The sequence below is a fragment of the Rariglobus hedericola genome, assembly GCF_007559335.1.
GTDB classification, from domain to species: domain Bacteria; phylum Verrucomicrobiota; class Verrucomicrobiia; order Opitutales; family Opitutaceae; genus Rariglobus; species Rariglobus hedericola.
In genome coordinates this window covers 58658-80190 of the sequence record NZ_VMBG01000004.1, presented here as the reverse complement: position 1 = coordinate 80190, position 21533 = coordinate 58658, and the positions used below count along the sequence as shown (strand labels likewise).

At 62.6% G+C, this 21533-nt stretch carries 17 protein-coding genes; 2 read left to right on the top strand and 15 right to left on the bottom strand.

What is annotated here, in order from left to right:
- Positions 1-10: 10 nt before the first annotated feature.
- From ggt to FPL22_RS16905, 4 genes are all read right to left on the bottom strand, one after another.
- On the bottom strand, positions 11-1744 hold the full coding sequence (gene ggt, locus FPL22_RS16920) for a gamma-glutamyltransferase (protein ID WP_144354221.1): 1734 nt from the start codon (positions 1742-1744) through the stop codon (positions 11-13).
- The gene (locus tag FPL22_RS16915) at positions 1741-3024 is read right to left on the bottom strand and encodes a sodium/glutamate symporter (protein ID WP_144354220.1); all 1284 of its coding nucleotides are present in this window, start codon (positions 3022-3024) and stop codon (positions 1741-1743) included. The genes ggt and FPL22_RS16915 overlap by 4 nt, the downstream gene beginning before the upstream one ends.
- 74 nt (positions 3025-3098) lie before the next feature.
- Positions 3099-3764 carry a response regulator transcription factor gene (locus FPL22_RS16910; protein ID WP_144354219.1) on the bottom strand — a complete coding sequence of 222 codons (666 nt, stop codon included), beginning with the start codon at positions 3762-3764 and terminating at the stop codon, positions 3099-3101.
- An 89-nt stretch (positions 3765-3853) separates the two neighbouring features.
- Positions 3854-5080 carry a Glu/Leu/Phe/Val family dehydrogenase gene (locus FPL22_RS16905; protein WP_238991462.1) on the bottom strand — a complete coding sequence of 409 codons (1227 nt, stop codon included), beginning with the start codon at positions 5078-5080 and terminating at the stop codon, positions 3854-3856.
- Positions 5081-5270: 190 nt separating this feature from the next.
- Between FPL22_RS16905 and mnmA the strand changes: the two genes are divergently transcribed.
- The gene (gene mnmA, locus FPL22_RS16900; RefSeq protein ID WP_338050339.1) at positions 5271-6353 is read left to right on the top strand and encodes a tRNA 2-thiouridine(34) synthase MnmA; all 1083 of its coding nucleotides are present in this window, start codon (positions 5271-5273) and stop codon (positions 6351-6353) included.
- Positions 6354-6373: 20 nt separating this feature from the next.
- Entirely contained in the window at positions 6374-8548 is a 2175-nt protein-coding gene (locus FPL22_RS16895) for an FUSC family protein (protein ID WP_144354216.1), read from the top strand.
- On the opposite strand, the gene FPL22_RS16890 is transcribed toward FPL22_RS16895, so the two are convergent.
- From FPL22_RS16890 to FPL22_RS16840, 11 genes are all read right to left on the bottom strand, one after another.
- Positions 8529-9032 (bottom strand): tetratricopeptide repeat protein, encoded by a 504-nt coding sequence (locus tag FPL22_RS16890; protein WP_144354215.1) that lies wholly within the window; start codon positions 9030-9032, stop codon positions 8529-8531. The two genes, FPL22_RS16895 and FPL22_RS16890, sit on opposite strands and share 20 nt — an antisense overlap.
- Positions 9033-9043: 11 nt before the next feature.
- Positions 9044-10756, bottom strand: coding sequence for a GspE/PulE family protein (locus FPL22_RS16885; RefSeq protein ID WP_144354214.1), 1713 nt, complete (start codon positions 10754-10756; stop codon positions 9044-9046).
- 6 nt (positions 10757-10762) lie between these two features.
- Positions 10763-11275, bottom strand: coding sequence for a GspE/PulE family protein (locus tag FPL22_RS16880; protein ID WP_144354213.1), 513 nt, complete (start codon positions 11273-11275; stop codon positions 10763-10765).
- A 9-nt stretch (positions 11276-11284) separates the two neighbouring features.
- Positions 11285-12328, bottom strand: a complete 1044-nt coding sequence (gene obgE, locus FPL22_RS16875; protein ID WP_144354212.1) for a GTPase ObgE — start codon at positions 12326-12328, stop codon at positions 11285-11287.
- An 85-nt stretch (positions 12329-12413) separates the two neighbouring features.
- Positions 12414-13739 (bottom strand): cell division protein FtsZ, encoded by a 1326-nt coding sequence (gene ftsZ, locus FPL22_RS16870; protein ID WP_144354211.1) that lies wholly within the window; start codon positions 13737-13739, stop codon positions 12414-12416.
- Positions 13740-13762: 23 nt separating this feature from the next.
- Complete coding sequence (gene ftsA / locus FPL22_RS16865) at positions 13763-14974, bottom strand: cell division protein FtsA (RefSeq protein WP_238991461.1); 1212 nt, start codon at positions 14972-14974, stop codon at positions 13763-13765.
- Positions 14964-15989, bottom strand: a complete 1026-nt coding sequence (locus FPL22_RS16860) for a cell division protein FtsQ/DivIB (RefSeq protein ID WP_144354210.1) — start codon at positions 15987-15989, stop codon at positions 14964-14966. The genes ftsA and FPL22_RS16860 overlap by 11 nt, the downstream gene beginning before the upstream one ends.
- 15 nt (positions 15990-16004) lie before the next feature.
- Complete coding sequence (locus FPL22_RS16855) at positions 16005-16934, bottom strand: D-alanine--D-alanine ligase family protein (protein WP_144354209.1); 930 nt, start codon at positions 16932-16934, stop codon at positions 16005-16007.
- 2 nt (positions 16935-16936) lie between these two features.
- The gene (gene murB, locus FPL22_RS16850; protein WP_144354208.1) at positions 16937-19252 is read right to left on the bottom strand and encodes a UDP-N-acetylmuramate dehydrogenase; all 2316 of its coding nucleotides are present in this window, start codon (positions 19250-19252) and stop codon (positions 16937-16939) included.
- Positions 19249-20352, bottom strand: a complete 1104-nt coding sequence (locus FPL22_RS16845; protein ID WP_238991460.1) for a UDP-N-acetylglucosamine--N-acetylmuramyl-(pentapeptide) pyrophosphoryl-undecaprenol N-acetylglucosamine transferase — start codon at positions 20350-20352, stop codon at positions 19249-19251. The genes murB and FPL22_RS16845 overlap by 4 nt, the downstream gene beginning before the upstream one ends.
- Positions 20349-21512 carry an FtsW/RodA/SpoVE family cell cycle protein gene (locus FPL22_RS16840; protein ID WP_144354206.1) on the bottom strand — a complete coding sequence of 388 codons (1164 nt, stop codon included), beginning with the start codon at positions 21510-21512 and terminating at the stop codon, positions 20349-20351. Before FPL22_RS16840 ends, FPL22_RS16845 begins: the two co-directional genes overlap by 4 nt.
- Positions 21513-21533 lie beyond the last annotated feature (21 nt).

The following is a 21533-nucleotide window of genomic DNA, read 5'->3' as shown; positions in this document are numbered from 1 at the left end:
CGGGCGCAGTTTACTCGGCCGACGCCGTGGTCTCCGGCCGGCGAGGATCAGGCACTCCGGTGCGCACACCCGTGACCGGATCGACCATGATCGTCTCGGCGCTGCCCTGCGAGCCCGCCCAGCGCGTCGGTTCGTTCGAATAGAGTTTCCGCACCCGCAAATTGTGCCCTTTCGCACGCAGCGCAGCCATCGTCTCCGCCGAGGCAAAATCCGGCTCATGAGTGATCTCGTCCGGCAGCCACTGCTGGTTGAACCGTTTCCCCTCCACCGCATCGACCGGTGTCATGCCGTGGTCGATCACGTTGGTGATGATCAGTAACACGGTGTTGATGATCGTCGCCCCGCCCGGACTGCCTGTGACGATCACCACCTTGCCGCTGCGCAACACGATGGTGGGCGTCATCGACGAAAGCGGACGCTGGTGCGGATGGACCGCGTTGGCCTCTCCCTGCACCAAACCATAGGCATTGGCCGCACCCGGTTTCGCTGAGAAATCGTCCATCTCATTATTGAGGAGCACGCCGGTTCCGCTCGCGACCACTCCACTGCCGTAAAGACCGTTCAGGGTGTAGGTGCAGCTCACGGCATTGCCGGCCGCGTCCATGACCGAGAAGTGCGTCGTCTCCATCGACTCCGGCTTCGCGGGCAAGGGGCCGCCCTTGATCTCGCTGCTCGGCGTCGCGCGCTTCTCATCGATGGTTCCGGCGCGCCGTGCGAGATAGTCTCGATCCAACAACGCCGACACCGGTATCGCTGTAAAATCAGGATCGCCCAAAAACTCCGCGCGATCCGCGTAGGCCCGGCGCATAACTTCAGCAAACAGGTGGATCTTCTCCGCGCCCGTCGGCGCCAGCGACGACACGTCACGCGGCTCCAGCATCGACAGCATTTGCAGCAACGCGATGCCGCCCGAGCTTGGCGGCGGCATGGTGAGCAAATCATAACCGCGATAACGTCCGCGCAACACCGCGCGTTCCACCGGACGGTAATCGGCAAGGTCCTTCCGCGTGATGATGCCGCCGTGTGCCGCCATGTCGTCGGCGATCAAAACCGCCGTGCGTCCGGCATAAAACTCACCCGGCCCCTCCGCCTGCAATCGCGCCAGGGTTGCGGCCAGCTCAGGCTGTTTAAACGTTTCGCCTCCCTCGTAATAACGGCCCTCGCGCAGGAATATCCGCCGCGCCGTCGGGTTGGCTACGAGCAGGTCGGCACTCGCGCGCAGATCCTCCGCGAAAACCGGCGACACCGTGAAGCCCTTCTCCGCGTGAAGTCGCGCCGGCTCCACCAGATCAGACCAGGACAATTTACCCGATCCGAACCGCTGCCTCGCCAACGCGAGACCGGCCACCGTGCCGGGCACTCCGGACGCAAGGTATCCCTGGGTCGAAAGCCCCTCCACCACCTGGCCCGCGGCGTCCACATACATGTTTCGCGTCGCTCCGGCCGGCGCCGTCTCCCGGAAATCAATCGCCTTGGCCGTGCCGTCGGCCATGCGCACCAGCATGAAGCCGCCACCTCCAAGATTGCCCGCGCGCGGATAGGTCACCGCCAGCGTGAGCGCGGTCGCCACGGCGGCGTCCACCGCGTTGCCTCCGCTGCGCAACACCGCCGCCCCCGCCTCCGCCGCGAGCGGCTCGGCCGCGACCACCATGCCGCGGGTGGTCGTCACCACCTCCGCTGCGCCGCGTCCCGCCAGCGGCAGGACGAAAGATAACAAGGTAACAAGCAGACGTGATGAGATCATTTGAGAAGATTAAGAAACCACGTGATATTAAGAGAATTGGTCAGATCGATCAGCAGCGCTCCGACCGTGGGCACGATCACGAAGGCGCGCGGGGCGCCTCCATAACGGCGCACGAGCGCATCCATGTTGGCCACGGCGTTCGGGGTCGCTCCGAGCCCGAAACCACAGTGCCCGCCGGCCATCACCGCGGCATCATAGTCACGTCCCATGAAGCGATACGTCACCCACGTCGTGAAACACGCGATGAAGACGACCTGCACAGATAAAATCACCAGCATCGGGCCGGCGCTTCCCGCGAGTTCGGAGAGGTTCAGCCCCATCATCGCCATCGCCAGAAAAACGCCCAGCAGCAGCGCACCGATCAGGTCCACCACACGGCTGTCGATCCAGTTGCCACCTGAAAAATCGATCACATTGCGCAACACGACGCCCGTGATCATCGCCCCCATGTAAGCCGGGAAAACCACCCCGGCCAGCTGCATCGCCCAACTCAGCCACGCCCCCGCCTTGATCACAACCGCCAGCAACACCAGATGGCGCACCGCCACCGTGCCAAGAGAAGCCAAGGCCTTCACATTGGGCCACAGGCCAATTTCCTCGGTGGCATGTCCCGTTGTCGCTTCCAATGCCGTCACCGTGCCCAGCCGATGCTTGCGGATCAACCGCGTCGCCACCGGTCCTCCGATAAGACTGCCGAACACGAGACCGAAGGTTGCCGCCGCGGCACCCAGCGTCGCCGCCGATGCGAAGCCCGACTGCTCCAGCGTATGGGCGAATCCCAGCGCCGTGCCATGCCCGCCCGTCAGGCTCAGGCTTCCGCACACGAGGCCGAGCAGAGGCGATTGCGCCATCAGCTTGGCGAGCACCACACCGATCGCGTTCTGGCAAACCGCCAGGACTGTCGCGAGCCCCAGAAAAAGCGGCAGCTGCCAGCTGCCCTGCCGCACCACGCGCCACGTTGCGTTGAGTCCGATGCAGGTGAAAAACCCCAGCAGCAACGGCATGTTCACGCCCTTGGCCGGCCTCGTGACCCACTCGATCTCCGGTGTCACCAGCCAGGTCCACCACGCTGCCGTCACCTGGGTGGTGAAGCGGATGTCCACCACGCCACTGATCTTCAACGCAAGCACCAGCAACCCGACCACCAACCCGCCCACCACCGGCTCGGGAATGTTATAGCGACGCAACCAAGGCGCGCGACGAAGGATCGCCTCGCCCAGCAGCAGCACGGGAGGAGCGCAAAGAAGCAGCCACCAAGGGCTGAGGGTGAGAACTGGCATGGTTTAGGATAACGCAGATCCCGCGCCCTTGTCGTTGCGTAGAAGTCCGCCATGCGGGGACCGCCCGCCCCACCTTAACCGAGCCCGTTGCGCAGGCACCAGCGCACCAGCGAGGGCACATCACGCAGGCCGAGCTTGGCCAGGATGCGCGACCGGTGTTTTTCCACCGTCCGCGTGCTCAGGCCCAGCTTGTCGGCAACCTCCTTGGACAAAAATCCGCGCGCCACCATGCGCACCACTTCTTTTTCACGCTCGGAGAGCGCCTCCGCGCCGATGCGCGGCAGATCCGGTTCGCTGCCCACCGTCGGCACGGGTGGCGGCACCGCCGCCGAGAAAAACATGCCGCCTTCAAGCACGCGTTGCACCGCACGCTCGATCTGCTCCAGCGGGGAATTCTTGTCCACGAAACCGGCCACGCCCAGTCCCACCAACTCCGCGGGCAGGCCCGCATCGGGATGCGCCGTGAGCACGATGATTTTTAACTGCAACCCCTGCCGCCTCAGTTCGCGAATCACATCCCGCCCATCAGTATCGCGCAGGTAGAGATCGACGATCAACAGGTCGGGGGCGCGTTCGATGCAGGCCTTGAGCCCGTCCTTGCCATCGACAAAATCCCGCACCTCGCAGGGCGCGAATCGCCGGGTGAGCGCATCCTTGAGCAGCTCGCGCAGAGTGGCGGTGTCATCGATTAAAACAAAGGAGCGGACGCTGCCACCCGCTGAAACAGCCTTCGCAGTCATAGAGGGAGGTCATCGGCAAACACCCGTTCGCGCAAGGCCCTTCCATGGCGTAATACCACGCAACCTCTCAAAGGTCCGCCCGTGGTTCCTCAAGGAAACAATCCTCGCGACGCCTTGGCCTCCGCCACCCGTCCGATGCCCAGCGCCAGCGCCGCGAGGCGCCGCGGGCAACCGAGTCTCACGCGCTGGCGTTCCACCGCCTCACTCGCACGGTCAAGGATCGCGCACAGTTTCACCAACACTTCGGCGCGCGTCCAAAACAAGCTCTGCAAGTCCTGCACCCATTCGAAATACGACACGACCACGCCGCCCGCATTGCAGAGGATGTCAGGGATGATTTCTACGTCGCCTCGAGCCTGGAGAATCAGGTCGGCATCATTGGTCGTCGGCCCGTTTGCGGCCTCGGCCAGCACACGGCACCGCAGCCGGCCGGCATTATCCGCCGTGATCACGCGCTCCATCGCCGCCGGCACCAGCACCGTGCAGGGCAACTCCAGCAACTCCACGTTGGAGACCGCGTCACCCCCCGCCCAACCCGCGAGCGTGCGATGCTTGGCTTGGTGCAGCAGCGCCGCTTCGAGGTCGATGCCACGCGGGTTATGAAACCCACCCGACACGTCGCTGATCGCCACGATACGCACACCGTAGCCGCGCAATGCCAGCGCCGCCTCCGCACCAACGTTGCCAAATCCCTGAATCACCGCAGTCGCGTCCTGCGGGCGAAGGCTCATCGACTCCAGTTGCCTCTTGATAAGATAGGCCACGCCATGCCCCGTAGCCTCGCGCCGGCCTTCAGACCCGCCGACCGCGATGGGTTTGCCCGTGACGACCGCCGGCACCGAGTTGCCGACTTGGTTCGAATAGGTGTCCATCATCCACGCCATGACCTGCTCGTTGGTGCCCATGTCAGGCGCGGCTACATCGATACTCGGGCCGACAAACGGAATCATCTCCTGCATGTAGCGACGCGAAAGCGCCTCCAGTTCCCGCCGCGACAAGGCATGCGGGTCAACCGCCACGCCGCCCTTCGCCCCGCCGTAAGGAAGACCGGCCAGCGCGCATTTCCAACTCATCCACATCGCCAGTGCCGCGACCTCTCCGATGGTTACGCCCGGATGAAACCGAATCCCGCCCTTCGTCGGCCCCAGTGAGAGGTGATGTTGAACGCGGTAACCCTCGTAGATACGCACCACCCCGTCGTCGTGCTTCACCGGCACGGTGACGGTGAGGCAGCGCTTCGGCAGCTTGGTGCGCTCGCGCACGTCGCGATCCAGGTCAATGAGGTCGGCCGCCAGGTCGAATTGGCGGCAAGCCATGCGGAAAACGTCGGAGTCATAGAGTGAGGAACCGGACCGATCGGATGGTTTCATGTCGCTCCATGATCCGGGCCCCTCGGGCCGGTCGCAATGTAGGCGGGTTGCGTGCCTATGCTCCACGTTGGTTGCGGGACGCCACGCCTTGCGATGGGTTGACAAAACCCACGCTCCGGACACGTCGTCATGCACCGTGTCAGCTTCTTCCAGAACCCTTGTCGCCATGTCCGGCGGAGTCGACAGCTCCGTCGCCGCGCTGCTGCTCAAACAGCAGGGCCATGACATCGTGGGCGCCTACATGAAGAACTGGATCAATGAGGACAACGTGATCGGTCATTGTCCGTGGATGCAGGACATCGAGGACGCCCGCGCCGTCTGCGACCGCCTCGGCATCGAATTCCGCGTGGTCAACCTCATGCAAGACTACCGTGAGCGTGTCGTCTCGTATTTGCTGGATGGTTACAAACGCGGGCTCACGCCCAACCCCGACATCATGTGCAACCGCGAGATCAAGTTCGGGGTCTTCCGCCAGTGGGCGCGCGATCACGGCTTCGATGCCGTCGCCACCGGCCACTACGCCCGCCGCACCGAACTCGCCGACGGTCAGTTTGCCCTCATCGAAGGCGCCGACAAAAACAAGGACCAGTCCTACTTCCTTACACTGCTTAATCAGGCCCAGCTGGCCGACGCCCGTTTTCCCATCGGCCATATTCCCAAGCCCGATTTGCGCCGCCTCGCCGCCGAGGCCGGCCTGCCCACCGCCGCTAAAAAAGACAGCCAGGGCATTTGTTTTATCGGCGAGGTGAAGATGCAGGACTTCCTCCGCCAATACGTGCCCGATCAGCCCGGCCCCATTCTGCGAGCCACCGACGGTCGCGAAGTCGGCCGGCACCCGGGCCTTCACTATTACACGATCGGCCAGCGCAAAGGCATCGGCGTCCCGTCCAACACCGACAACCAAGCCTACGTCGTCGTGGGCAAACGGGCCGACGACAACGCGCTCCTTGTCGCCTTCGACGCCGCCGATGCACCGGGACTTTTTCAAACCGAGGTGCGCGTGCATTCACTCCAATGGAACGCCTCGCCCGTCACGTCAGTGCAACGGCTCGAAGGCCGCGTGCGCTACCGTGATCCGCGCGTCGCCATCGAGTTCATTCCTGAAGGCGGCAACACCGCACTCGTGCGTTTCGAAGAGCCACAACGTGGACTCGCCAGCGGCCAAATCCTCGCAATTCACGACGGCGAGCGCCTGCTCGGCGGTGGCGTCTATATTTAAGGTCTCCGCACCGGAACCGCATGATTCCCGCCCCGCTTTCCTCCCGTGCCGGCGAATTGCTTCAGCAAGAATCGCTCAACCCCGCACTCACCCGAGCACTGCGGGGGACGGTGGGTTTTGTCGTCCCGTTGATCGTTGCCCAGATTTTTAAAATCCCCGCCGAAATCTCATTCGCGGCCGTCGGTGCACAGGTCGTGGCACTCACCGATGTGCGCGGCGCCTACCGGTTTCGTTTCGTCATTTTGCTCATCGTCACGGCCGCCATCACCGCCGCCGCACTCATGGGAACGCTCGCATCAGGCCATCTGGTGATCTCGGTTTTATCCATCGCCGCACTGGCGGTGCTGGCCGGAACCGCCCGACACCTGAGCGGCGATTACGGGCCGGGCCTCGGCATCGTGGCAGCCCTGCTGTTTATCATGGCGCTGGCAATTCCCTCGGGAAACCAGCCGTGGTGGCACCACGCCGCGTTCACTTTCGCGGGCGGCCTGTGGGGCGTGGCCTTGCAAGCCCTGCTCTGGCCGTTCCGCCCGCAACATGCCTTGCGCCAGGCCGTCGCTGAAACCTGGGTGTCCGTATCCGACGTATTCGCCGCGCTCAAAAATCCCACCGCCGACGATCCCAAGGCGCGCCACGAACGCCTCGCGCAATGTGAACGCGATCTGCGCACCGCGATTGATCGCACGCAGGCCGTGCTCGCCGCTGCACGCACACGCCGCACCTCGGCGCTCATGGATCACTTGGAAGACCTGCGCGTCGAAGCAGCCCGACTGGGCAACCGCGCGGCCGCGCTCAACGCATCCGTCGAGCTGCTGGCATCTCATCGTTGTTTTGCGCGCATTGCGCCTTCGCTCGATTCCCTGCTGCTCGCCCTCACCAACCTCACGCGCTCGGTGGCCCTCACGGTGATCTCCCACCGCCCCGTTCATTTTTCAGCATCCGAGGTTCGCCTCACTCGGTGTCTGCATTTAATAGAGGGTCTGTCCGAACAAGTGCGCGCGCTTCCGCCGGAAGGAACCGGCATGCTGCTCGAAACCCTGCGTCAGCTGCACGAGTTATTAGCCGGATTAAAAGTCATGCTCCACGACACCGTGGATCGCGGCGCGGTGCGGGAAGGGTTTCCACTGCGTCTGCCGGAGTTGAGCACGCTGTCTCCGCGCTCGCTGTTCTCGTGGATCAATCCCGCCGCGCAAATCGATCCGCTGCTTGTGCGCCACACGCTGCGCATGGCGGCGATGACGATGTTCGCGATCGCACTCTACGAAGGCCTCGGGATTCATCGCGGCTACTGGATCGCGTTCACGCTCATCGTCGTGCTCCAGCCCGATTATGGCTCGACCCGTCAAAAGGCCGGACAGCGTATCCTCGGCACGCTCGCGGGCAGCGCGGTCGCGAGCGCATTCCTGTGGGTGCGCATGCCGCTGCCGGTGCTCGATGCACTTATCGCCGTGACAGTCTTCGGCTTCGCGTATTATCAAAAACAACGCTACGCGCTCGCGGTGTTTTTTGTGACGCTGATGCTCGTGTTGCTGACGGAAACCGCCGGCGCCGTTCACCTCGATTTCACGATCTCCCGTTTGTTGTGCAATCTGGCCGGTGGCGTGCTCGCACTCGTATCCGCCCTGCTCTTCTGGCCGAGTTGGGAACGCGATCGGTTCCCAGTCGCGATGGCCGGGGCATTGCGCGCCGGCGACAACTACCTCGCCGCCGTGATCGACGGCTTGGTGAACGGCCACCCATTTAACGCCGATACGCTGCACGCCAAACGTCGCGCCGAAACCGCCAACAGTATCGCCGCCGCTTCATTGCAACGCATGGCCGGCGAGCCTGCGCGCCGGCAAAGCAACATCGAACGCGGCGGCGCATTGCTTCATGGCAACACACGCATCACCCGCGCCATCACCGCGCTCACCCTGCACTTGCAAGACGGTCAATCCCTGTCCGCGCCCGGGCTGATCCAGGTGTCCGTCCGAATCCGCACCGCACTCTCCTCGCTCGCCCAAGGCGTGGAGGCCGATGCATCCGCTTCGGATGAAGTGTGCAGCCAGATCACCGCACTCGATTCAATCACAGGCACGAGCGACGACGCCCGCCTTCACTTGATCCACACGCAGCTCGCCAAGATCGCCACCGAGCTTCGCGCGATGACGCTGGCGATGAACACCCATCCGCCGGTTACACCGACAGATCTTTGAACTCGGGTGACTTGAACGTGCGTTGCAGACCGCGCGGATCGGCCATCTTTTTCATGATGTCGCTGTCCGGATATTCCTTGAGCCCTTTCTCCAAGAGTTTGACCGCATCCTCGGTCTTGCCGAGCAGTCCAAGAACAAACGCCTGCTGGGCGAGTTCCTCGGGTTTCTTGTCCGCCTTGTAACGGTCAATGTGCAGCTCCAGCGCGTGTTTGTAGGCTTTGCGGGCGCCATCCTTGTTGTCCTGCTTGCGGCGCACCATGCCGAGCGACACCCAATACTCGGGCACGTCGTCACGCAGCTTGAGTGCGCGCTGGGTCAGTTCTTCCGCACGGGAATACTCGCGGATCTGCATCGCGAACTGGGCCTCGCTCATGAGCGTGGCGGCCTCGGCCTTGATCGCCGCGGGCACTTCCTTGGGCTTCTTCGAGCAGCCGGCGGAAACCAAAAGAGCAGCACAGGCCAGCAGGGTGAAAAATTTCTTCATAGTGGGGAAAATCAAAGGTCGGGCGGCACGTTGGCGATCGCTTCTTCCATGGTCGTGAGGCCTTCCTTGACCTTGAGCAGCGAATCTTGGTGCAGGGTTTTCATACCGGCACGCATGGCGATTTTTTTAATTTCCGCCGTTTCCATGCCCTTGTTGATGCCCTCGATCAGCTCCTCGGTGGTGATCATCAGTTCGTGAATACCGACGCGGCCCTTGTAGCCGGATTGACCGCACTTGGGGCAACCCTTGGGCGCGGCCTTGTAGATCGGCCCACTCCAGCCAAGGGCTTTTTCGAGCAGCTCCTTTTCGCGCGGAGTCGGATCGGTCTGCACTTTGCAGGTCTTGCACACGCGGCGCATGAGTCGCTGCGCACACACGCAGAGAATCGACGACGAAATCATGAATGGCTCGATGCCCATGTCGGTGAGACGGGCGATCGTGCTGGGCGCATCGTTCGTGTGCAGCGTCGAGATGAGCAAGTGGCCGGTAAGCGCCGCTTCGACGGAAATATTGGCGGTTTCCTTGTCTCGAATTTCGCCCACCAGGATGATGTCGGGATCCTGACGAAGGAAGGCACGCAGCGCACTGGCAAACGTGAGGCCGATCTGCCGGTGCATCTGCATCTGGTTGATGCCGGCAAGGGTGTATTCGATCGGGTCCTCGGCGGTGCGGATGACGATGTCGGGCGCGTTGATTTCGCCGAGCGCGGAGTAAAGCGTCATCGACTTACCCGAGCCGGTCGGCCCGCAGTGCAGGATCATGCCGTAGGGCTGACGGATGGCTTCGCGATATTTGGCCAGATTCTCGTCGGAGAAACCGAGCGCGGTGAGCGGCAGGGTGGACTTCTGCTTGTCGAGAATACGCATGACCACGCCCTCGCCGTGATTGAGCGGTGCGGTCGAAACACGAAGGTCGATATCGATGCCTTTTTTCGTGAACTGCTTGAAAACGATACGTCCGTCCTGCGGCAACCGGCGCTCGGAGATATCGAGGTTGCACATGATCTTGAGACGCGCGACGAGGGACGGGCCGACCTTGCCGGGAAGACGCAGTTTTTCCTGGCAGACGCCGTCAATGCGGTAGCGCACGATGACCTCTTTTTCCCACGGTTCGATATGGATGTCGGACGTGCCCGCGAAATACGCATCCTCGATAATGCGGTTGGAAAGCTGGATGATCGGACCGGAATCCTCGGTGACATTATCGACCTCGATGGCCTCGGTCGCGCCGATCGAGCCGAACTCTTTGCCGATCTGTTTGACGACATCTTCAAACCCGGCGGCCGGCTGGTTCTCCTTGGAGAACTTTTCCTTGATGTCTTTTTCACGACCCAGCAACCGCGCCACGCGCATGCCGGTCATCTCTTGGATTTTCGCCGGGATGGAGACCTCGAAGGGATTGGCAAAGGCGACGAGCAGCGTTTCGCCGACCTGGCCGACCGGAAGCACCAGATGCTCCTGACAGAAATCCTGCGGAATGCGCTCGAAGGTCTGCGGGGTCACGCGCCAGCGCGCCACGTTGAATGGAGCCATGCCGACCGCCTTGGCACGGGCGACGAAAATCTGGAACGGCGTGACGCGATAATCGTCGATCAGCAGCTTGTCCAAGGCGTCGCCGTTCAGATCGACGGGGTTGTTCACCAGTATCTCGCGCTGGCCGTCGCTGAGACGGCCCATGTCCACGAGTTTGCCGACGATCAGGGTCTGGATTTTTCCGAGAGGCATGGCGGCTTAGGGATTGGCGGGGGCACCGGAACGGGCCGCTTCTTGTTTCTCAAAATAATCAGAGAGCATCTCCAGCGTCGTGCCGAACCACACGATCGAACTGCCGAGTTGTTTCTCCCAATACATGCGAACCGCCGGACTCAGGTAATAAGCGGTCGCGATAAAATAGACGTCCTCCTCGCGATCGAACGGAACGGACCACGTCGCCCAACAGGCGCCAAGATCGATCGTCGCGCGCAAATCATCCGGCACTTCGTAAGCGCGCAAATCCACGAGACCCACGCCGTGTTCATCCATGACGTGCTGGAGCACGTCGCTCTCTTTGACGACCTGAAGTTCGTAAGCGAGGACGGCGAGGACGGAGCCCTTCTTGTAATCGCCGGTTGAGATGAGCTCGAGCAGGCGTTCGTTGGCGGCCTCCAGGTTGTCGATCTTAACGAGATTAGCCTCGACGAGATTCGCTCCCAACAGACGGTTGGCACGCATCAACAGCGAACGATGTTCGGGGCTCAGACTCATAAGGAAGGACTAAAGGGACGATCCGACGGCGCCGGTTTTTTTGATGAGACGGGGCTTTCCGCCGTGTTTGATGACGCGTTTCCGCAACGCCTGGGTGAGCTCTGCAAGCCCCGTGCCGGTCAGCGCGGAAATCTTGATGATGTCCACCTTATGCTTCGTCTTGAATTTCTTCAAGTTGGCGGCGGAGGCGGCGACGTCCATTTTGTTGGCCACGACGACGCGGGGCTTTTTAAGGAGCGCCTTGTCGTAGAGCTTCAGTTCATCGACGAGGGTCTTGTAGTCGTCGCGCGGATCGCGGTCGTCGGTGCCGGCCATGTCGATGAGGAACATGAGCAGTGTGCAGCGCTCGATGTGGCGCAGGAAACGGTGGCCGAGGCCCCGGTTTTCACTGGCTCCCTCGATGATACCCGGCACGTCAGCCATCAGCAGACGATCAAAGGTTTCCGGATACTCGATAACGCCAATCTGCGGATGCAGCGTCGTAAACGGATACGCGGCGGTCTTTGGGCGGGCCTTGGTAATGCGCGCGGTAAGCGAGGACTTGCCGGCGTTGGGGAAACCGACGAGGCCGATGTCGGCAATACTCTTAAGCACGAGGCGGAACTTGCCGGTTTCACCGGGTTGGCCGGCGTTGGCGCGTTTGGGAGCACGGTTGGTGGGCGTCTTGAAATGCGTGTTGCCCCAGCCGCCGTTGCCGCCTTTGCAGAGAACGATGCGCTGACCGTCTTCGATGAGCTCGGCGACCGCCTTGCCGGTTTCCTCGTCAATCACGACCGTGCCGAGAGGGAGACGCAGAATGCAGTGTTCGCCTTCCTTGCCGAACTGGTCGGAGCCGCGACCGGGTTCGCCGGCCTTGGCGTTCCAGTGCGGCTTGTATTTATAATCGATGAGATTGTTGGTGTCGTCATCGCCGAGCAGGATGACGTCGCCACCCCGGGCACCGTCACCACCGTTGGGACCGCCCCACGGCTCGTATTTTTCGCGGCGGAAGCTTACGGCTCCACGACCGCCGTCACCGGCTTGAACTTTGATTACACACTCGTCTACGAACATAAGCCGCGATGGTGCACAAAGCAGACCGCTTGCCAAGGGGTGCTTTACAAATCAGCACCCCTGCCCGCTCCCGCCCTCCGTGTGCTTACAGCGCCAGCTTGATGCCCTTGCGCAAATAAGTGGGGACATCGAGGTCCTGGCCTTCGAAAAGATTACGGTCGGTCTTGTCGAAATGACCGCGGCTTTCCACCTCGTTGAAGGAGAATTCGTCCTGGGCCACCGGCGCCGTCACCAGCGGGAGTTCGCCGTTCGATGCCCGGACTGAAGCAACCGCCGTCGCGGTCGTCGCAGGGGCCTTGCCGGCCGTCACGGGCGCTGCGGCAAATGTTTCGGCTTCAATTGGCAACTCGCCGGACGCACGGGCGGCGGCAGGCGTGAGTGCACGCGTGGGGCGGGCCAGCGTCGACGGACGACGCACACCACCGGAACGACCGCCGATGTCGCTCGTGCCGAGCACGACGACCTCAACCTTGCCCTGCATGTCTTCGTCGATCACCGCACCCATGATCACATGGGAATCGCGGCCGAACTGCTCGGTCACGGCCGTCATGATTTCATTCACCTTGGGCAGCGTGAGATCGGTGCCGCCCACAATGTTCACGAGGAGGCGATCGGCCTTGCGGGCGAACTCAGGCGTGGCGAGCAACGGACATTGTTTCACACCTTCGATGGCCTCGGCCACGGCGTTTTCACCACTGCCGGAGCCCAAACCGAAAAGCGTTTTCCCGCCGCGCGTGTGGAAGGCCTGACGGAGCGTGGCGAAATCGAGATTGATGAGGCCCGTGCGGAACAACATCGACCAGATCGATTTCACGCCGCGGCCAATCCATTCGTCGGCGCGCGCGAAGGAATCCAACGCGGTTTCACCTTCCTCGGCTTGCTGGAGAAGAATGTCGTTGGGCAGCGGGATAACCGCGTCACACACCTTGCGAAGAGCGGCCAGACCTTCCTCGGCCTGTTTGACGCGGCGACCGCCTTCAAACGTGAACGGCATCGTCACAAACGCGATGACCAGCGCGCCGGACTCGGCGGCGATTTCCGCCACGGTGGGAGCCGCGCCGCTGCCGGTGCCGCCGCCCATGCCGGCTACAAGAAAAACCATGTCGCAGTCTTTAACGACGGCGGCGATTTTTTCGCGATCAGCCTCGGCGGCATCATGGCCGAGATCGGGATCTCCGCCAGCGCCCAGTCCGCGGGTGATCGACGCGCCGATGAAAATCTTGTCCTGCACCGGCGAGTTCGAAAGCGCCTGGTGGTCGGTGTTAATCACCGCCATCTGCAGGCGGTCGAGGTTCTCCATCTTGAGACGGTCAACCGCGTTGGCGCCGGCGCCGCCGATGCCCACGACCTTGATCGCAATCGTGCGGTCGGTGAGGATTTCGTGGCTGAGCGGGAGTTCGTTGGGATTCATGACGTGATCCTCGTGGGTTGGGTTCAGGCGGTGGCGAAGAGTTTCTTAACCCAGCCGGTCGCACGTGATGCGGCGCGGGGCGCGGCGAGATCGGCTCGGGAACTGAGTCCGTATTGGAGAAGGCCCAGCACGCTGCTGAAACCGGGATCGCGAAGATTTTCCGCAACCCAGCCCGGTGCTTCACCGAGGCGGGCTTGCACACCGAAGACGCGCGCGGCGGCTTCATCGATGCCGGGCAGTTTGGACGTTCCACCCGTGAGGATGATACCGGCGGCGGTTTTTTCGGGCGAGAAAGCGGCGCCGAGTTTTTTGCGAACGACTTCGAACAATTCGGTCGTGCGGGCCGCGGTGATTTGCTCGATGGCGTGGCGCGGGAACTGGCGGTCGCCGATGGCGAAATCGCCGTTGAGCCAGACCTTCTCTGAGCGGTCCTTGGTGACCACCGTGCCGCGGCCAAAACGCAGCTTGAGTTTCTCGGCCTGACCTTCGGTCACGCGAAGTCCGAGGCTGAGGTCGTTGGTGAGATGGACGCCGCCGACCGGGAGCACGCCGGTGAGTTGCGCGCAACCATCACGGTAGAGCACAAAATCCGTGGTGCCTGCGCCGACATCGATCACGAGCACGCCGTTCTGTTTGTCCTCGGCGGAGGCGAGCATGGTGCCCGAGGCGAGACTGGAGAGAATGAGCTCGGCCACGCGGACGTTGAAGCCGCGGATGACATGGATGTTGTCGGCGATTTTGCCTTCCTGACCGTGCACAGTCCAGTAGCCGGCCTCAAGGCGCTGGCCGACGAGATGCTCGGGATCGGGCACGTTGCGGCCATCGAGACGGAAGGGACGGCGGAGGTGGTGAACCACCATGCGGCCTTCGGGAAGATTCTTGGCCTTGGCCAGACGGCAGACGGTGTCGATGTCGGGCGAGCTGACGAGATTGTCCGCCGAGGAAACGTTGACCGCCGCCTCGTTGTAGAAGCCCTCAAGGTGTCCGCCCGTCTGTGCGAGATAGACTTCGTCGATGCGCGTGCCGGCGCTCTGCTCGGCAGCCATGAGCGCGCTGTGAGTGGCCTCGCTGGCGGCCTTAAAATCGGCGACGGCGCCCTTGATGACGCCGCGCGACTGGCACTCGCCGACTCCGATGATGTGAAGCGTGCGGCCCTGGGTGAGCTCGCCGATGAGGACGGTGACCTTGGAGGTGCCGATTTCAACGGCGCCGATAAACTTGGTTCTAGAAATCACGTTTCGTGGGAGAAGAGTTACGAGGAGGAAGGGAGAAGAGCGCTGTGCCCGAGGTCTGTCCGGGCCTGATCACTGCAGCGGTCGAGGAACGGGAGCCCGCAGAGCTGTCAGGCGTGGTGTCGAAGGAAACCGGCACCTGCTTGTCGCCGATGGCGAGGTTGACGGACTTCAGCTGGCCGGTGGCGTTCTGGCGGCGGGTTTCACCGAGGATGTAATCAAGCCGGGCGAGCTGGCGGTAAAAACTGTCCTGTGAAGAACCGAAGGTGATCACCTCGACCTCGGTCGATTTCACCACGAGCGTTCGGTCGAGTCCGAAGCGGGCAAGCGAGACGATCTTGAAACTGTGATAGATCGCCGGCACCGCGGCCTGGGCCGTGCCGAGCAGATCGGCCACCGCATCCATGCCCTCAATCCGCACAAAGCCGGAACCCTCGCGAACGAGCTTCACGCCATCGATAAAGGGAAGCGCCTCGGTCATCACGGGATCATATCCAAATCCCGAATACACCATGCCGTCGCGGGCCACCATAAAGGCGACCGGCACCGCATCACCGATGCGCGCCATGACACGGGAAACCGGCGTGCGCTCCTGCAAGGTGACGACGAGCACGTCGGGAAACTTGCGCTCAATGACCGCCTTGCTCACCTGCCCGCTCTCCTCGAGGCGGCGCTTGAGATCCACGAGATCGAGCTCCATCAGGCTGGAGGCCTTGGGTAGCTCAAGCGTCCGCTGCACCCAGGCCTTGTCGAGCACACCGTCAGTGCGCACCGCGAAATCACGGACCGGCACGCCCTTGGTCGGCGCGGTGATGCGCGTGGGGTTGGTTTCCCACAGATGAATAATTTCGAAAACGCCCCAGCCGGCGGCACCGAGCACGAGCACGAGGCCGACGATGTTGCCCACGGCCATCACCAGACGCTTCTTGCCTTCCCGACCCATCGCACGCGGACGCACCGGCTGCGGAATATCGCGCCAGGAGCGGGTCGAAGGAGGATTTAAATGGGACTGGCTCATGAAAAAAACAGAAGGTCAGGCACCCTTGCTAAAACGCTGCAAGGCAGGACTCACCAATTCACGGACCAACGCGGTAAAATCCAGCCCGGCGCAGCGCGCGCTCATGGGCAAAAGACTGGTCTCTTTCATGCCGGGCAGCGTGTTGATTTCGAGCAAATAAAGGGGGTTATTCACATTTTGCTCACAGAGGATGAAGTCCACCCGCGAATAGTCGCGGCAACCGCACGCCGCAAAAGCAGTTTCAGCGGCCTTTTGGATGGTTTTGGTAAGCTCATCGGAAAGCGGTGCCGGGGCAAAATACTCGGTCGCGCCCTTGGTGTATTTGCTGGCGAAGTCATAGACGCCCGATTTCGGCCGGATCTCAACCACGCCCATCGCTTTGCCGTTCAAAACGCCCACCGACAACTCACGTCCAACCAGCCGTTGCTCGATCAGCCAGTTGCCCGCCGTGATACCGTCGAGCGCCTGAGCCAAGACAGTCCGGTCGGTCGCCATTGTGAGGCCCACGCTGCTGCCCTGATCGTTGGGTTTCACCACGACCTGATCACCCAAAGCGGCGATGACCGCGTCCGCCGTCGGTTTTTGCGCGGCGGAAAAAGTCAGTCCCTTGGCCACACCGACACCTTGCGCGGCGGCGGCGGCTTTGGTCGCAGCTTTGTCCATGGTCAACCCACTGCCGGCGGCATCGCAGCCGGCGTAGGTCACACCTGCCGCATCCAGCAAGCGCTGCATACCGCCATCTTCGCCAAACGTGCCGTGAAGCGTGGAAAATACCACATGCCGGGCCGGGTCGAGCCCCGCAGGCAATGCATCGGCATCGATCGAGAACAACCGCGTGGGAAAACTGCGGGCGAGCGCGAGGGCCGAAGCGGCGCCCGAACCGAGTGAAACCTCGCGCTCGGATGAGGTGCCGCCGCTAAAAACGGCGATGATCGGTTCTTTCATGTTCATAAAACGTCCTTCCATTGTTTGCCGTAAAGCAGCACCTCGGGTTCGAGCGTCACGCCTTGCGCCTGCTCGACGCGGGCGCGCACCCGACGCACCAGTTCAATCACGTCGCCGGCCGTGGCATCACCGCGATTGACGATAAAATTAGCGTGAATGGTCGACACTTCCGCATCCCCCACCCGCTCGCCTTTGAGCCCGCTGGCATCGATCAAACGGCCGGCGGAATCATTGGGCGGGTTCTTGAAAATGCAGCCCGCACTCGGCTCGCGAGGTTGCGACTTCTGGCGCTTTTCTTTGTAGGCTTCGATCTGCTTCGCGATGGAGGCGGCTTCGGATTGCGAAGCCGGTTTGAGCAACGCCCCGAGAGCAATGGCGTCATGCAACTCCGCGCAATGCCGGTAGTCCACGTGCATCTCCGACTTCTTCAAGGTGCGCACTTCGCCGTCGAAGGTCATCACCGAGACTGAGTCGACCACGTCAAACATCCAGCCGCCCATCGCTCCCGCATTCATGCGCAACGCACCGCCCAGATTGCCCGGAATACCTTCCAAAAATTCGAAGCCCACCAAGCCCGCCTTGGCCGCAAGCCCGCAGAGATTTTTCAAACGCAGTCCCGCGCCCGCCCACACGTGCCCATCGGCCCGCGGTTCAAATATTTCCCACGCCGGCTGGCGCAGGCTGATCACGAGTCCGTCCACGCCCTCGTCCGGCACGACCAGATTGGATCCGCGGCCGAGGATGATCAGCGGCAACGCGCGCGCTTTCGCCGTCTTCACCAGCGCTTGCAAATCCGCCATGTCCGCCGGCTCCGCATAAATGCGCGCCGCACCGCCGAGACCAATAGTGGTTTTGCGAGCGAGCGATTCTTCACGCTTCACCTTGGTCTGCGGTGAAACCACCTCGCGCAGCGCCGCCGCCACTGCGTCCCAGCGCGCCGCTTCGATTGCCGCAAGCCAGCCGCGCGCCATCCCATCGATGTCGCCCGCGCCAACAAAGGCCACGAAGTCACCCGGCTTAAGTCCGGCGCTCAGCGCCGACAACGTCGCCCCAGGATCGCCTTCGTGGTAAACCACCGGCAGTGCCGGCGCGGTTCGCTTGAGCTCGTTCTCTAGATCCCTGGTCGTGCCACCGGCGATGGGAGCTTCGCCCGCACCATATACATCGAGCAGATAAACCGCGTCGCTCAACGCGAGCGCGGCGGCAAACGCCTCTTTGAATTGAGCCGTGCGACTGAAGCGGTGTGGTTGAAAAACAACTACAAGCCGGCCGTCGCCGCGCGTGCGCAAGCTGCCGAGCAACGCGCGGATCTCCGCCGGGTGATGCGCGTAATCCTCGATCACCGTCAAATCCTTCGCCGCATGCAGCACGGCCTGACGCCGGCGCACGCCCGGATAATCCGCCAGAGCCCGTCCGGAAAGTCCTTCGACGCCCACGATGTGGGCGACCGCCAGCGCAGCCGTCGCGTTCAACACATTAAAATCTCCCATGGCCTGCACCGTGGCGGCCGGAAAAGGAAACCCTCCGCCCAAGCTGAGTTCGGTATGCGCACCCAGCGCCGCACCGAGCGCGCCACGATAATCGCCCGTTTCGCCGAAGGTGATGGCTTGCTGGCTGAGTTGCCGCGTCGCGTTGCGTGTAAAATCGCAGCCTGAGTTCACCAGCACCGCGCGCTTCGTGCGCGTGAAGAGCAAATGAAACGCCCTCTCCAAATCGGCCGCCGTGCGGTAGTGATCGGGATGATCCCAATCGAGATTCACCGCCACCGTGATTTCGGGAGAGAAGCTCGCGATCGTGCCATCGCTCTCGTCGATCTCGGCCACGACCCAGTCGTTGCTGCCGGCACTGGCGGGCGCGATCGCGTCATCCGCAAACAATCCGCCGAGCACATAACCTGCGGGGAAACCGGCCGAGCGAAACGCCGCGATCACCATCGCGGTGGTCGTGGTTTTTCCATGGGAACCGCACACAGCGATGAGGCGGCGGTCGCGCGTCGCCTCGGCCAGCAGTTCGCCGCGCCGCACCACGCGCAGATCGCGCGCCTTCGCCGCCAGCATCACCGGATGAGCGGGGCCGATGGCCGACGAACAGGCGACCAGGTGGCAATCCGCAGGAATTTCCCCCGCGCCGGTGATGACGACTCCGGCACGCTGCAACTGCACGCGCATCGCATCGACCATCGCGTCATCTTCGCCACTCACGCGGAATCCGCGTCGCGCCAGATAAATGGCCAGCGGCCCCACGCCCATACCGCCCACGCCGGCGCAATGGATCGCGGTCACTTCATGACCAAAAAGATGCGGCAACACCGTGCTCATGCGGCGGGCTTGGCGCCGGCATTCAAATTTTCTAAATCATCGAGGATCAGCGTCAGCGTGGCTTCGTGATCGAGACGGTTCAGGTGGGCGCGGATGCTTTGACGGCGTGCGTCATCCCGTAGCAAGGAGAACACGGCGGCCGTCAGTTCGGGCAGCTTCGTCTGCTCGATCACGAGTCCCGCGCCCTGCTGTTCGAACCACACGGCGTTGGCGCGTTGATGATCATCGGCTGCGTGCGGATACGGCAGCACGATCGCCGGCGTCTCACAGCGAATCAGCTCCGCGATGGATCCCGCGCCCGCACGACCGATGACGAGATCGGAGGCCGAGAGCAGCGCGGCCACTTGATCGCAGAAGGGAGAAAACACCGCCGTGACTTTCGAACGATCGGCCGCGGTCAGCGTCTGCACTTCCGCCATGCCCTTCCCAAGACCCGTGACGCAATAAAGCTGGATGCCTTCAAGCGCGAGTTGCGGCAGCTCGCGACGCGCCCAGTCGTTGAGCACAGTCGCACCCTGGCTTCCGCCGAAGATCGAGAGCACTTTTTTCGACGGATCGAGACCGAGCAGGCGGCACGCCTCTTCGCGCGGCAGACGGGTGATCTCACGGCGCACCGGCAGACCGGCGTGACGAATCACACCCTCGCGCAAACCCGGCAGATTGATGCCGGGCGGCAGATAAACGCGGCGCGAAAAACGGGCGAGCGTGCGAATGGCACGACCGGGGACGCGATTGGCTTCATGCAACGCGACAGGCACGCCGCGCAACCGGCCGGCCACGATGATTGCCGCCGTCGTGAAGCCGCCGAATCCGACGATGCCGGCGGGCTTCAGCGTGCGAACCAGTTTCATGCTGACGAAAAAACCTTTCGTCTGCGACACGATGAACTTCACGAAGCCACCGGGCTGAAGCGTGAAAGGCGCGCCGGGAATCGGCACGAAATTCAGGTCTGGATATTTCTCGATCAGGCGCGCGTCGACACGCTTCTGGCTGATGAGCAGCGTGGCCTTGTGTCCACGACTGGCGAGGCCCTCGGCGAGCGCGATGCCCGGAGAAAGATGTCCGCCCGTGCCGCCGCAAGAGATGAGATAGGTGCTCAAGAAAGTTCCTCCATCGACCGCCGGCCGGAGCCGAGCCCGGTGCGCGACCACGTGCGTTGCGTGTTAAGAATGATGCCGATGAGCACGCCCATGAGCAGCAGATTGGAGAGGCCTGCGCTGATGAACGGCAGCGACATGCCCTTCGTCGGGAACACGCCGGTGACGACACCGAGATTGATGATCGCCTGGAGGCAGATCATCAGGATCGCACCCGAGACCAGCAGGTATTGAAACATGTTGGGTGCACGGCGCAGGTGCATAAACCCGGCGATGAAGATGATCGTGAACACGCCGACCACGCCGAGCGTGAAGACCATCCCCAGTTCCTCACCAATGACCGCGAAAATAAAATCCGTGTGCGCCTCGGGCAGGAAACTCATCTGCTGTCTGCCCTGCCCCAGACCGACGCCGTCTTTGCCGCCAACTGCGAAGGCCAGCAACGATTGCCAAAGCTGATAGGTGCCGGATTGGCGGTTGGCCTCCACATCCAGATAGGCCGTGAAACGCTGGAGCCGGTTCGGGATCAAGATCACCACGACGGTCAACACTGCCATCGCCACGATCACGATCGGCACGATGTAGCGCCAGCTGCCACCCGCCAAAAAAATCATCAGGACGCCGACCGCGAAAATCAGCGCGGCCGTGCCGAGGTCGGGTTCCTTCGCGACGAGCGCCGCGAACGCCACCACGATGCCGATCGGTAGCGCGAAACCGAATTTCCAATGGCCGATGCGCGTCTGGTTAAGCGCCAGATAATGCGCCAGACAGAAGACCATCGCGACTTTGCTGAGTTCGGAAACCTGGAGGCGGAGCGGCCCCAGTCCCAACCAGCGACGGCTGCCTTTGACCTCGATTCCGATGTGGGGAATCAGCACCAAAAACAGACCGAAGATGGCCACGCCACCCACCACCCACACATGGCGGCGGGCGTATTCGAGGTCCATGCGACTCACCACAAACGCCGCAGTCGCGGCCATCGCCACCCCGATGATTTGCTTGGTCAGATACGAATACGGTCCGCCACGAAACGAAATCGTCGCGCTAAACAGAATCGTGAGTCCGAGGAAAACCAGCCCGATGGCACAGACGACGATGATGGCTGCCGGATTGAATGCGAAACGACCGCGATGCAGGTCGGGCGCAGAAACGTCGTGGGCCATCTGGGCGGATTCCGTGGAGCG

What these genes read in the sequence shown, in the direction of transcription:
- ggt (WP_144354221.1), bottom strand. Translation starts at nt 1,744, where the DNA reads ATGATCTCATCACGTCTGCTTGTTACCTTGTTATCTTTCGTCCTGCCG.
- FPL22_RS16915 (WP_144354220.1), bottom strand. Translation starts at nt 3,024, where the DNA reads ATGCCAGTTCTCACCCTCAGCCCTTGGTGGCTGCTTCTTTGCGCTCCT.
- FPL22_RS16910 (WP_144354219.1), bottom strand. Translation starts at nt 3,764, where the DNA reads ATGACTGCGAAGGCTGTTTCAGCGGGTGGCAGCGTCCGCTCCTTTGTT.
- FPL22_RS16905 (WP_238991462.1), bottom strand. Translation starts at nt 5,080, where the DNA reads ATGGCTTGCCGCCAATTCGACCTGGCGGCCGACCTCATTGACCTGGAT.
- FPL22_RS16895 (WP_144354216.1), top strand. Translation starts at nt 6,374, where the DNA reads ATGATTCCCGCCCCGCTTTCCTCCCGTGCCGGCGAATTGCTTCAGCAA.
- FPL22_RS16890 (WP_144354215.1), bottom strand. Translation starts at nt 9,032, where the DNA reads ATGAAGAAATTTTTCACCCTGCTGGCCTGTGCTGCTCTTTTGGTTTCC.
- FPL22_RS16885 (WP_144354214.1), bottom strand. Translation starts at nt 10,756, where the DNA reads ATGCCTCTCGGAAAAATCCAGACCCTGATCGTCGGCAAACTCGTGGAC.
- FPL22_RS16880 (WP_144354213.1), bottom strand. Translation starts at nt 11,275, where the DNA reads ATGAGTCTGAGCCCCGAACATCGTTCGCTGTTGATGCGTGCCAACCGT.
- obgE (WP_144354212.1), bottom strand. Translation starts at nt 12,328, where the DNA reads ATGTTCGTAGACGAGTGTGTAATCAAAGTTCAAGCCGGTGACGGCGGT.
- ftsZ (WP_144354211.1), bottom strand. Translation starts at nt 13,739, where the DNA reads ATGAATCCCAACGAACTCCCGCTCAGCCACGAAATCCTCACCGACCGC.
- FPL22_RS16860 (WP_144354210.1), bottom strand. Translation starts at nt 15,989, where the DNA reads ATGAGCCAGTCCCATTTAAATCCTCCTTCGACCCGCTCCTGGCGCGAT.
- FPL22_RS16855 (WP_144354209.1), bottom strand. Translation starts at nt 16,934, where the DNA reads ATGAAAGAACCGATCATCGCCGTTTTTAGCGGCGGCACCTCATCCGAG.
- murB (WP_144354208.1), bottom strand. Translation starts at nt 19,252, where the DNA reads ATGAGCACGGTGTTGCCGCATCTTTTTGGTCATGAAGTGACCGCGATC.
- FPL22_RS16840 (WP_144354206.1), bottom strand. Translation starts at nt 21,512, where the DNA reads ATGGCCCACGACGTTTCTGCGCCCGACCTGCATCGCGGTCGTTTCGCA.